12 protein-coding genes are annotated in these 11,699 nt (G+C 71.1%); 9 read left to right on the top strand and 3 right to left on the bottom strand.

Annotated elements, in window-relative coordinates:
• The 3 genes from SNE206_RS35065 to dnaA form a co-directional block, all read right to left on the bottom strand.
• On the bottom strand, positions 1-191 hold a 191-nt coding region (locus tag SNE206_RS35065), incomplete at its 3' end, for an NAD(P)-binding domain-containing protein (protein WP_407917614.1).
• Between the two features lie 212 nt (positions 192-403).
• The gene (gene dnaN / locus SNE206_RS35060) at positions 404-1,534 is read right to left on the bottom strand and encodes a DNA polymerase III subunit beta (RefSeq protein WP_405012312.1); all 1,131 of its coding nucleotides are present in this window, start codon (positions 1,532-1,534) and stop codon (positions 404-406) included.
• A 1,016-nt stretch (positions 1,535-2,550) separates the two neighbouring features.
• A complete protein-coding gene (dnaA, locus tag SNE206_RS35055; RefSeq protein ID WP_407917613.1) occupies positions 2,551-4,377 on the bottom strand; it encodes a chromosomal replication initiator protein DnaA in 1,827 nt (608 codons plus the stop codon).
• A gap of 433 nt (positions 4,378-4,810) precedes the next feature.
• Between dnaA and rpmH the strand changes: the two genes are divergently transcribed.
• The 9 genes from rpmH (at position 4,811) to SNE206_RS35010 (ending at position 11,613) form a co-directional block, all read left to right on the top strand.
• On the top strand, positions 4,811-4,948 hold the full coding sequence (rpmH, locus tag SNE206_RS35050; protein ID WP_078850492.1) for a 50S ribosomal protein L34: 138 nt from the start codon (positions 4,811-4,813) through the stop codon (positions 4,946-4,948).
• A gap of 19 nt (positions 4,949-4,967) precedes the next feature.
• Positions 4,968-5,396 carry a ribonuclease P protein component gene (gene rnpA / locus SNE206_RS35045; protein ID WP_407917612.1) on the top strand — a complete coding sequence of 143 codons (429 nt, stop codon included), beginning with the start codon at positions 4,968-4,970 and terminating at the stop codon, positions 5,394-5,396.
• Entirely contained in the window at positions 5,393-5,707 is a 315-nt protein-coding gene (yidD, locus tag SNE206_RS35040; RefSeq protein ID WP_407917611.1) for a membrane protein insertion efficiency factor YidD, read from the top strand. The genes rnpA and yidD overlap by 4 nt, the downstream gene beginning before the upstream one ends.
• 3 nt (positions 5,708-5,710) lie before the next feature.
• A complete protein-coding gene (gene yidC / locus SNE206_RS35035; RefSeq protein ID WP_407917610.1) occupies positions 5,711-6,868 on the top strand; it encodes a membrane protein insertase YidC in 1,158 nt (385 codons plus the stop codon).
• 79 nt (positions 6,869-6,947) lie between these two features.
• The gene (locus SNE206_RS35030; RefSeq protein ID WP_407917609.1) at positions 6,948-7,484 is read left to right on the top strand and encodes a protein jag; all 537 of its coding nucleotides are present in this window, start codon (positions 6,948-6,950) and stop codon (positions 7,482-7,484) included.
• A 154-nt stretch (positions 7,485-7,638) separates the two neighbouring features.
• On the top strand, positions 7,639-8,466 hold the full coding sequence (gene rsmG, locus SNE206_RS35025; protein WP_407917608.1) for a 16S rRNA (guanine(527)-N(7))-methyltransferase RsmG: 828 nt from the start codon (positions 7,639-7,641) through the stop codon (positions 8,464-8,466).
• Between the two features lie 363 nt (positions 8,467-8,829).
• Complete coding sequence (locus tag SNE206_RS35020) at positions 8,830-9,798, top strand: ParA family protein (protein WP_407917617.1); 969 nt, start codon at positions 8,830-8,832, stop codon at positions 9,796-9,798.
• Complete coding sequence (locus SNE206_RS35015) at positions 9,795-10,883, top strand: ParB/RepB/Spo0J family partition protein (RefSeq protein ID WP_407917607.1); 1,089 nt, start codon at positions 9,795-9,797, stop codon at positions 10,881-10,883. The genes SNE206_RS35020 and SNE206_RS35015 overlap by 4 nt, the downstream gene beginning before the upstream one ends.
• Positions 10,884-10,995: 112 nt before the next feature.
• Positions 10,996-11,613: a GNAT family N-acetyltransferase gene (locus SNE206_RS35010; RefSeq protein ID WP_407917606.1), complete on the top strand. Its 618-nt coding sequence runs from the start codon at positions 10,996-10,998 to the stop codon at positions 11,611-11,613.
• Positions 11,614-11,699: the final 86 nt, after the last annotated feature.

Here is an 11,699-nt window from a genome sequence, read left to right as displayed (position 1 = left end):
GTCGGGCCTCCGGCGGGGACCATCACCCAGACGACGCGGGGGCTCGGGAGCTTGTTGACGAGCTCCTGGAGGCTGTCGACGTCCGCGAGGTCGGGGTTGCGGTCGTAGCCGATGACGGTGTGGCCGGCGCGGCGGATGCGCTCGCGCATGTTGCCGCCCATCTTGCCGAGACCGATGAGGCCGAGCTCCATGACAAGTCCTTCACTGTGGTTTCGTGCCGAGACGGCGGCGCCGTTGCCGCACAGGCTGAGCCTACGCCGCCCAGCGGCGAGGCCCCGCGCGGTCGGAGCCGACCGGACGAGGCCTCGTGTCCACAGCCTGTGGACGGCGCTGCGGATGCGCCGACCCGGTGCGACCGCGACCGGGCAGGGCCGCGAGCGTGCTCGCGGCGGCCGCTTCGGCGTCAGCCCGAGAGGCGCACCGGCATGATCAGGTACTGGTACGCCTCGTCGGCCTCGGCGTCGACGGCGGGCTTGCCGCTGAGCAGGGCCGGCTTGGTGGGCGTGGTGAAGCTCAGCTGGGCGTAGGCGGAGTCGATGGCCTTGAGGCCCTCCTCCAGGTAGCCCGGGTTGAACGCGATCGAGATGTCGTCGCCTTCGAGGTCGGCGTCGACCCGCTCGGTGGCCTGGGCGTCGTCGCCGGACCCGGCCTCCAGGGTGAGCACGCCCTGCTCGAAGCTGAGCCGCACCGGGGTGTTGCGCTCGGCCACGAGGGAGACGCGCTTGAGCGCCTCCAGGAAGGGCTGGGTCTGGATCGCCGCGACCGCCGAGAACTCGGTCGGGAAGAGGCTGCGGAACTTCGGGAACTCGCCCTCCAGCAGCCGGGTGGTCGTCCGGCGGCCCGCACCCTCGAAGCCGATCAGGCCCTCACCGGCGCCGCCGGAGGCGAGCGCGATGGAGACCGTGTCGCCGCTGCCGAGGGACTTGGCGATGTCCTGCAGGGTCTTGGCGGGCACCAGGGCGACCGCGCTGATGTCCGGCTGCTCGGGCTTCCACAGCAGCTCGCGGACGGCGAAGCGGTACCGGTCCGTGGCGGCCAGGGTGATCCGGTCGCCCTCGATCTCGACCCGGACGCCGGTGAGCACCGGCAGGGTGTCGTCGCGGCCCGCGGCGACCGCGGCCTGGCTGACGGCGGAGGCGAACACGTCGCCGGAGACCGTGCCGGTGGCGGTCGGCATCTGGGGCAGGGCCGGGTACTCGTCCACCGGCAGGGTCGGGAGGGTGAACCGGGAGCTGCCGCAGACCAGGCTGACCCGCATGCCGTCGGTGGAGATCTCCACCGGCCGGTTCGGCAGGTTGCGGGAGATGTCGTTGAGCAGGCGGCCGGAGACCAGCACGGTGCCCGCTTCCTCGACGTCCGCCTCCAGCTCGACCCTGGCCGAGACCTCGTAGTCGAACCCGGAGAGCGCCAGGGCGCCCTCCTGGGCCGTCAGCAGCAGGCCGGCCAGCACCGGCACCGGCGGCCGCGCCGGGAGGCTGCGAGCAGCCCAGGCCACCGCCTCCGCGAGGACATCACGCTCCACCCGGAACTTCACCGGTAACCGCCTCCTGGCTCACTGCCGTCGCTTCCGCGATCGATCGTCTTCGTGCACTGGACCGGCCGGCGCAACCACTCCGGCTTCCAGTTGCCGAGAACAGTCTGACGTACTCCACGGACACTCGGGGCAGATGGGCTCCCCGAACCCGAACAGATGTCGGGGAGCGGTTGTCCACAGATTTCGGCCAGCCCCACTGTTGATCAAGCTCCGAGGTCTCTATGTGTAGTGGTAGTAGTAGGGCCTGTGGATACCGTGGATAACCTCGTTTCCACAGGTCAGACCCCAAATTTTGTCCACAGCACCTGTGGACTGCAGCTGTGGACAACCAGGCCCTGCTGTGGACAACCGAGAGTTACCCACAGGGCACGCTGAGTATCCACAGGTTATCCCCAGGTTCGTCCCCAGATGATGCCCCGGTTATCCACGGGCGTCGAGCAACATCACGTGACGCCTTTCACACCTGAGGGTGAACAGTAGCGACATGTTGCCGAACTGTGGATACAGCTGTGGAGAACCTGGGGATAAGTGCTGGTTCCCTGGGGACAACCGGTGGACAGCCCGTTCGACCGGCTGGCGGAGCGTCAACTGTCCACACCCTGTGGATAACTGTTGTGCACAAGTCCACAGGCACCTGACCTGCAAGGACGAGCGTAGCCCCGGTGGCCCTGTGGAGGAATTCTGGATAACTTCGCCCGGCTGCGGCTGTGGACGGGGAAAACCACCCGTTCCTGTGGATTACGGCGCCGCGGACCCGCCCCGTTCGAATGACAGGTCAGGTGTTCCATCGGGAGCTTTCCACCCGTTCGCGCCCCCGGGGGAAATGCTGCCCCGCTCCCGCCGCCCCACACCCGGCCGTACCGGGCCGCATCCGGCCCCACCGGGCCGCACCGGGCCGCACCGGGCCGCACCCGGCCCGGGCCCACGGGCGGGCACGCGGGCACGCGAAAGGCCCCGCCGACGGTGGCCGGCGAGGCCTGGAGGTGTCCGCAGCGCCGTCAGGGGCGCTGCAGCAGCTAGCTCTTGATCCGGTTGGTCAGCTCGGTCACCTGGTTGTAGATGGACCGGCGCTCGGCCATCAGTGACCGGATCTTCCGGTCGGCGTGCATGACGGTCGTGTGGTCCCGCCCGCCGAACTGGGCGCCGATCTTCGGCAGCGACAGGTCCGTGAGCTCCCGGCACAGGTACATGGCGATCTGGCGCGCCGTCACCAGGACACGGCTGCGCGACGACCCGCAGAGGTCCTCGACGCCGAGGCCGAAGTACGCCGCCGTCTGCTGCATGATCACCTGTGCGGTGATCTCGGGGCCGGCGTCCTCGTCGCCCCCGGGGATCAGGTCCTTGAGGACGATCGCGGCCAGCTCCAGGTCGACCGGCGCCCGGTTGAGGTTCGCGAAGGCGGTGACCCGGATCAGGGCCCCCTCCAGCTCGCGGATGTTGCGGGTGATCCGGGAGGCGATGAACTCCAGCACGTCCGCCGGGGCGTTGAGCTGCTCCTGGATCGCCTTCTTGCGCAGGATCGCGATCCGGGTCTCCAGCTCCGGCGGGGTGACGTCGGTGATGAGCCCCCACTCGAAGCGGTTCCGCAGCCGGTCCTCCAGCGTGATCAGCTGCTTGGGCGGCCGGTCCGAGGAGAGCACGATCTGCTTGTTCGCGTTGTGCAGCGTGTTGAAGGTGTGGAAGAACTCCTCCTGCGTGGACTCCTTGCTCGCCAGGAACTGGACGTCGTCCACCAGCAGGATGTCCATGTCCCGGTACCGCTTGCGGAACGCGTCCGCCTTGCCGTCCCGGATCGAGTTGATGAACTCGTTGGTGAACTCCTCCGAGCTCACGTACCGCACCCGGGTGCCCGGGAAGAGGCTCCGCGAGTAGTGGCCGATCGCGTGCAGCAGGTGCGTCTTGCCGAGCCCGGACTCGCCGTAGATGAACAGCGGGTTGTACGCCTTCGCCGGGGCCTCGGCCACGGCGACCGCCGCCGCGTGGGCGAAGCGGTTGCTCGCGCCGATCACGAAGGTGTCGAACAGGTACTTGGGGTTCAGCCGGGCCGCCGGCTCGTCCTTGCGGGAGCCGCCGGCCGGCGGGGCGCCGGGCGGGGCCGGCACACCGGGGGTCCGTTCGGGCAGGGCCGGACCGCCCGGGTGCTGGTGGGCCGGGCGGTGCGCGGCCGCGCGGCGCCCGGGGCTGCCGGGCCGCGGGCGGGGTTCCCCGGGATCGGGGCCGAGGACGCCGCCGAAGAGGTCGCCCTGGGCCGGCGTCGCCGCCGGGAGGCCCTTCGGCCGGGCCTGCTCCGGACGCCGTCCGGCGGCCGCGGGCGGCTGCTCGTACGGCGCCTGCTCCCAGGCCGACGGCCCGCCCTGCTGCTCCCCCCAGGAGGGCTGCTCGTCCTGGTAAGGGGGCTGCTGCTCGTAGCGGGGGCTCTCGTACCGGTCCTGGCGGGGTCCGTACGGCTGCTGCTGCTCGTAGGAGGGGGCCGGGTAGTCCTGCTCGCCGTGGTACGGCTGGGCCGGCCACTCCTGGCCCGGAGGCAGCCGGGACGGCTCGGCGGGGGGCTCCGGTGCGGGCGCCGGGGTGGGCATCGCGTTGGCGTCCACCATGACGGCGATCCGCACGGGGCGGGCGAACTCGTAGGTGAGCGCCTCGGTGAGCTGCGGGAGGAGCCGGCCCTCCAGCACCTGCTTGGCCCGCTCGTTGGGGGCCGCCAGCAGGGCGGTGTCGTGCATCATCCACATGGGCTGCGTGCGGCGGAGCCACATCTTGTCGCTGTCCCCGACGTCGGCGTCGTTGACCAGCCGCTCGACGACCTTCGCCCAGAGCGGGACGAGATCGCTGTTGACATCAGCCACTGGTGCACGCTTTCTCGTTCCGCCCCCAGCCTGCGGCCGGGGGCGCCCCCAGCTCGGGGTGGTGTCGCGGGGAATCGGGGTGCCGGTCCGATCGATGAACAAACCCGACAAGTCCTGCAACGGTAGTCAGCGGGCAGAGTGGATTCAAGTTGTTGTCCACAGGCTGTGGGCGACGGGCGCGGGGGCTGCCGGTTTGACCCTCGGGTGCGCTGCCGCGTACCGTAACCAGGTCGAGTTGTCGATGGCCGCTGCCGCATGCCCGCGGGTCCACCCGCTTCCACAAGGCGCGCAGCACGGGCGCCGTGTGCATTGCCCCAACCCCAGCAGACCTGGTGGTTGAGGTCGGATTTCCCGCCCAGGGAAGATCGCGCGGACGCACGGTGACGGCCAAGCGACGCCCCGTCATCCTACGATTCACCTCAGGAGCCCCCGAGTGAGCAAGCGCACCTTCCAGCCGAACAACCGTCGTCGCGCCAAGACCCACGGCTTCCGGCTGCGGATGCGTACCCGCGCCGGCCGCGCCATCCTGGCCAACCGCCGTGGCAAGGGCCGCACCAACCTGTCCGCCTGATCAGCGCACGGGTTCCGACGTGCTGCCCTCCGAGAATCGGCTGCGGCGGCGCCAGGACTTCTCGACCGCGGTGAAACGCGGTCGCCGGGCCGGCAAGCCCCTGCTGGTCGTCCATCTCGACAGAGAGGGCGACAGGCCGGGGCGGGCGGACCGGGAGAGCGACCGTGGCCCGCACGCCGCCGAGGGGCTTCCTTCGGTGCGTGCGGGTTTCGTCGTGAGCAAGGCCGTGGGTCCTGCGGTCGTGCGCAATCTCGTGAAGCGTCGGCTTCGTCACTTGGTCCGTGAGCGTCTGCCCAGGCTGCCCGCAGGTAGCCTGATAGTGGTACGCGCGCTGCCCCCTGCGGGGACGGCGTCGTATCTCGATCTCGAACGTGACCTGGATGCGGCGCTGCGGCGACTGCTCCGGGCAGAACCGACCGGCACTGCGCCGACGGGAGCAGGGCGATGAAGTACCTGCTGATGGGGCTGATCAGGCTCTACCAGTGGACGATCAGTCCGCTGCTCGGACCGGTGTGCCGTTACTACCCCTCGTGCTCGCACTACGGGTACGACGCGGTGCGTCTGCACGGTGCGGTCAAGGGGAGCGGTCTGACCGCGTGGCGCATCCTGCGCTGCAACCCCTGGTCGCCGGGCGGGGTCGATCACGTGCCACCGCGCAAGCATCCGGTGTGGCACCGCCGGGTGCGCAATCTGCTGAGCCCGAAGAGTGGAACCGCCGGGCCGGAGCCGGTGGCCAATCCTGATGTCCAAGGAGCCTGACCGGTGACCTTCTCCTTCCTGAATCCCCTCTACACAGCGGTGTCCTGGATCATCGTCCAGTTCCACTCGCTGTACAGCCACGTCTTCGACCCGGACGGTGGCTGGGCCTGGGGTCTGTCCATCGTTTCGATGGTGATCGTCATCCGGATCTGCCTGATCCCGCTCTTCGTGAAGCAGATCAAGGCGACCCGCGCGATGCAGGCCATTCAGCCGAAGATGAAGGCCATCCAGGAGCGCTACAAGAACGACCGGCAGCGCCAGTCCGAAGAGATGATGAAGCTCTACAAGGAGGCGGGCACCAACCCCTTCTCGAGCTGTCTCCCGATCCTGGTCCAGGCCCCGTTCTTCACCGCCCTCTACGGCGTGCTGGCCTCGGTGGCCAACGACAAGACGATCGGCGTCATCAACAGCGACCTGCTGAACAGTGCGCAGCAGGCGCACATCTTCGGCGCTCCGCTCTCCGCGACCTTCCTGGGTTCGGACGAGGTCAGCGTCAAGATCGTCGTCGCGATCATGATCGTGCTGATGTCGCTGTCGCAGTTCATCACCCAGCGCCAGCTGATGACCAAGAACATGGACCTGACGGTCAAGACGCCGTTCATGCAGCAGCAGAAGATGCTGATGTACGTCTTCCCGATCATGTTCGCCGTGATGGGCATCAACTTCCCGGTCGGTGTCCTCGTCTACTGGCTGACCACCAACGTGTGGTCGATGGGCCAGCAGCTGATCGTCATCCGCAACAACCCGACGCCCGGCTCGAAGGCCTGGGACGAGCGCCAGACCCGCCTCAAGAAGGCCGGCCGGCTCAACCCCGACGGTTCCGTCAAGAAGGTCGGCCTGCTCGCCACGCTGAGCGGCGGCGGCGGCAAGCCGGCGGCGACCAGCGCGGCCGCGGTCGTCGAGGAGACGGTGCAGGTGCGCCGTCAGCAGCCGCGCAAGCAGTCCAAGGCGCAGCGGCAGCACGCGAGCGGCCAGCCGGTCGTCGCCGAGCCGGGCCAGGACCACGCTGCCGAGGACGCGCCGCAGACCGATCTGACCAAGCACGACGCGGTGCCGGCAGGCCGTCCCGTGCCCAAGCAGCCGGCCGGCAAGGCCGGCACCCGTCAGCAGCCCAAGCGCGGCGGCCAGGGCGGCGGCCAGCGGCCGAAGAAGAAGCCCTGACCGGTCGGAGTCGGCCCGAACGGCCGCAGATCTTCGTTCCCGGCCCCACCCGGGGGCCCATCCCCGAAGGAGTCCATCAGTGACGGAAGGCACCACCTCCGCCGTCGAGGTCGAGGTCGAGCCCGGCGCGGAGTCCGGCGAGGGCCTCGTGGCCCGGCTGGAGCGCGAGGGCGACATCGCCGCCGACTACCTGGAGGGTCTGCTGGACATTGCGGACCTCGACGGTGACATCGACATGGACGTCGAAGGCGACCGGGCGCTGGTCTCGATCGTCGGAGAAGGCGACGACCGGACGCTCCAGCGCCTGGTCGGCCAGGACGGCGAGGTGCTGGAGGCACTGCAGGAGCTGACCCGGCTGGCCGTGCACCGGGAGACCGGTGAGCGCAGTCGGCTGATGCTCGACGTCGCCGGTTTCCGGGCGCGCAAGCGGTCGGAGCTGGCGGCGCTCGGCGCCGAGGCCGCCGAGCAGGTCCGGAGCAGCGGCGAGCAGGTCAAGCTCCGGCCGATGACGCCGTTCGAGCGCAAGGTCGTGCACGACGCCGTGGCCGCTGCGGGTCTGCGCAGCGAGTCGGAGGGCGAGGAGCCCCAGCGGTGCGTGGTCGTGCTGCCGAGCTGACCTCGGTGCTGTACCGAGCGACCCCGTCCGCCCTGTGCGGGCGGGGTCGTCGTTCCTTCCGGGCAGGTGGTGCGGGTCCGGTTGCGCGCGGGGTGGGGGCTCGCGTGAGGATGGTCCCTGATGTGGGGTGGATACGGTGAGCGGAGAGGCTGACATGGAGACGGACGGCGTGGCGACCGAGGGCGGGCCGTCGGAGGATGTGCCCGGCCGGGACGCTGCCGAGCAGCATGTCCCGGCGGACGGTGCACCCGCCGAGGGCCCGGGCGATGCTCCCGCGGCGGCGCGGGGGATCTTCGGCGAGCGGCTGGCCGTCGCGGAGCGGTACACCGAGCTGCTGGCGACGGCGGGTGTGCAGCGCGGTCTGATCGGGCCGCGGGAGGTGCCGCGGCTGTGGGACCGCCATGTGCTGAACTGCGCCGTGCTGGCCGAGCTGCTTCCGCAGCACGCCTCGCTGTGCGACGTGGGCTCGGGTGCGGGCCTGCCGGGCATCCCGGTGGCGATGGCGCGTCCCGACGTGTCGGTGACCCTGCTGGAGCCCCTGCTGCGGCGTACGACCTTCCTGGAGGAGGTGGTGCGGGAGCTGGGGCTGGACAACGTCACGGTGCTGCGCGGCCGGGCCGAGGAGATGATCGGCAAGGTGGCGGTGGACGTCGTCACGGCGCGCGCGGTGGCGCCGCTCGACCGGCTGGCGGGCTGGGGGATGCCGCTGCTGCGGCCGTACGGTCAGATGCTGGCGCTCAAGGGCGACACGGCGGAGCAGGAGCTGGCGGACTCGCGGTCGGCGCTGACGCGGCTCGGTGCGGTCGGCTGGTCCGTGATCTCGGTCGGTGAGGGCACGCTGGAGACGTCGACGCGGGTGGTGCGGGTCGAGGCGGGCGAGAGCCCCGGCGGTGTGAAGGCCGCCACCCGGCGGGCGAAGGCTGCGCGGGCCGGTCGTGGGACGCGCGAGGGCGGCCGGGGCGGTTCGCGCCGGAGGCGTTGACACCCGGTGGTGCCGGGACGGGGGAGAGAGCGGGTGGCCCGGTGGCCGCCCGCTCTCGGCGTTCCGGCGGCCGGATGGGCGCGGGCCGGGCGTGGTGCGGGCGCGGGGCGCGGCCTGCCGATGCCTGCGGCGGCGGTTCGGCGGCGGTTCGACGGGGCCGGGGAGGACTGGGCCGGTCGGGGCAGGTGGGCCGGACACGGAGTGTCGCACCATCAGATTTGCGACAATCCGGGCATGGTGTTTCACGTGAAACGTCGCTCACTGCTCCCCGGAATCCTCGACCGTGCCATGGCGGTGACTGTTGCCGCTCCGGTTTCACGTGAAACACTGACCCCCATGCAGGACTCGGAGACCATCCACCAGATCGACGACACGCCCATCGGGCGCGCCGCTCAGGCGGCGGTACAGGCCATCGGGCGGGCCGGTGAAGGGCTGCCAAGGCCTGCCGCGACCCGGGTGATCGTAGTGGCCAACCAGAAGGGCGGGGTGGGCAAGACCACCACCACCGTCAACCTGGCCGCCGGGCTGGCCCTGCACGGGCTGCGGGTGCTGGTCGTCGACCTCGACCCCCAGGGCAACGCCTCGACGGCGCTCGGTATCGACCACCACGCCGAGGTGCCGTCGATCTACGACGTCCTGGTCGAGGGCAAGCCGCTCGCCGACGTCGTCCAGCCGGTCGTGGACGTGGAGGGGCTGTTCTGCTGCCCGGCCACCATCGACCTGGCCGGCGCGGAGATCGAGCTCGTCTCGCTGGTGGCACGCGAGAGTCGGCTGCAGCGCGCGATCGCCGCGTACGAGCAGCCGCTCGACTACATCCTGATCGACTGCCCGCCGTCGCTCGGCCTGCTGACCGTCAATGCCCTGGTCGCGGGCGCGGAGGTGCTGATCCCGATCCAGTGCGAGTACTACGCGCTGGAGGGGCTCGGCCAGCTGCTGCGGAACGTCGAGCTGGTGCGGGCGCACCTGAACCCGGCGCTGCACGTCTCGACCATCCTGCTCACGATGTACGACGCCCGCACCCGGCTGGCCGCCCAGGTCGCGGAGGAGGTCCGGACCCACTTCGAGCGCGAGGTGCTGCGGACGGCCATCCCGCGCTCGGTCCGGATCTCCGAGGCGCCCAGCTACGGCCAGACGGTCCTCACCTACGACCCCGGTTCGACGGGTTCGCTCTCCTACCTGGAGGCGGCCCGGGAGCTCGCGCTGCGGGCGGTCACGGCCGAGCAGCCGGCGGCGACCGGCACGGGCTACGGTGCGGTCGGGCAGCAGAGGACCGCCGACGCGACGCACGGCGTCGGCGCGGCACAGCACGGCACGATGGAGGGCAACCGGTGAGTGGTGGGCGCAGAGGGCTGGGACGTGGACTCGGGGCGCTGATCCCCGCGGCCACCCCGGCGACGGGGACGTCGGCGGCACCGCCGGCCGCGTCGGCGGGAGTGGTGGTGTCCCCGGCGACCGGTCCCGTGCTTCCGGCCGGGCGTGGCACGGTGGCGGCCAAGGCGGCCGCGGACAGCCTGCGGGAGCTGGCCGGGGATCCGCTTCCGCGGAGCATCCTGGAAGCGGCCCTGGCCCCGGTGGAGGGGGCCCGCTTCGCCGAGCTCCCGCTGGACTCGATCACGCCGAACCCGCGGCAGCCCCGTGAGGTGTTCGACGAGAGCAAGCTCGCCGAGCTGGTCGCCTCCATCAAGGAGGTCGGCCTGCTCCAGCCCGTGGTGGTGCGCCAGGTCGGTGCGGACCGCTTCGAGCTGATCATGGGCGAGCGTCGCTGGCGTGCCTCCCGCGAGGCTGGCCTGGAGCTGATCCCTGCGATCGTCCGGGCCACCGATGACGACAAGCTTCTGCTGGACGCCCTTCTGGAGAACCTGCACCGGGCCGAGCTGAACCCCCTGGAGGAGGCGGCGGCGTACGACCAGCTGCTGCGCGACTTCTCCTGCACGCACGACGAGCTGGCGGACCGGATCGGCCGCTCGCGGTCGCACGTCTCCAACACGCTCCGCCTGCTGAAGCTCTCGCCGGCCGTGCAGCGGCGGGTGGCCGCGGGCGTGCTGACGGCCGGGCACGCCAGGGCGCTGCTCGGCGTGCCGGATGCGGAACGTCAGGACGGCCTCGCCCACCGGATCATCGCGGAGGGTCTCTCGGTGCGGACCACCGAGGAGATCGTGGCGCTGATGGACCGGGACGAGAAGCCGCAGCGGGCCGCCGGGCCCAAGGCGGGGAAGATCCCCTCCCCGGCCTTCAACGATCTCGCCGGGCGGCTGTCCGACCGGTTCGAGACCCGGGTGAAGGTCGAGGTGTCGCAGCGCAACGGCAAGCTGGGCAAGGGCAAGGTGGTGCTGGAGTTCGCTTCGGTGGACGACCTGAACCGGATCCTGGACAGCCTGGCGCCGGGCGAGGAGGGTCTGAGGCTCTCCTCGGGCTGACCGGCACGGCGGGAACGGAACGAGCGGGTGCATGTTTCACGTGAAACGTGCACCCCTCGCGTTTTTCGGAGCAAGCTCGTGGTGTGGGTCCGAGCTGGAGGAGGTGTGGGGTGTGGGTCGCAGGCTCGCTCCACTGACGCTGGACAACCTGGTCGACCTGCCGGACGGCTGCCGTTCGTGCGTGTTCTGGGAGCTGGATCCGGTGAGCGCCCGGGCCGCGGTGGAGGACGGCAAGGCGGAGCTGGAGAAGGAGGGGTGGATCTCCGCGGTGCTCCTGGAGTGGGGCTCGTGCGGGCGCATCGCCTACGTCGACGACGTCCCCGCCGGGTTCGTGCTCTATGCGCCGCCGGCGTACGTGCCTCGCTCGCTGGCGTTCCCGACGAGTCCGGTCTCCCCGGACGCCGTCCAGCTGATGGTGAGCCGGGTGTTGCCGGGGTACCAGCGGCAGGGCCTGGGACGGGTGCTGGTGCAGACGGTGGTGAAGGACCTGATGCATCGAGGGGTCCGGGCGATCGAGGCCTTCGGCGCGGTCGGCCGGCCCACGCCCAGCTGCGTGCTGCCCGCCGACCACCTGCTGGCGGTCGGCTTCAAGACGGTGCGGCCGCACCACCGGTACCCCCGGCTGCGGCTGGAGTCGCGGACCACGCTCACCTGGCGCAGCGACGTCGAGGGTGCGTTGGAGCGCCTCCTCGGCGGGGCTCGGAAGGAGCCGGCGCTGCGGCCGTTCTGACCCGGCCGGCGGCCGCGGATCGGGCACGGCGGGACAGACCCGATGGGACGGGCCGGGAACGCGTCGAGGGCCCCGGGGGTGACCCC

Source organism: Kitasatospora sp. NE20-6 (assembly GCF_045862635.1).
The sequence above is the reverse complement of the archived record's forward strand: the minus strand, read 5'-3'. Positions and strand labels throughout refer to the sequence as shown.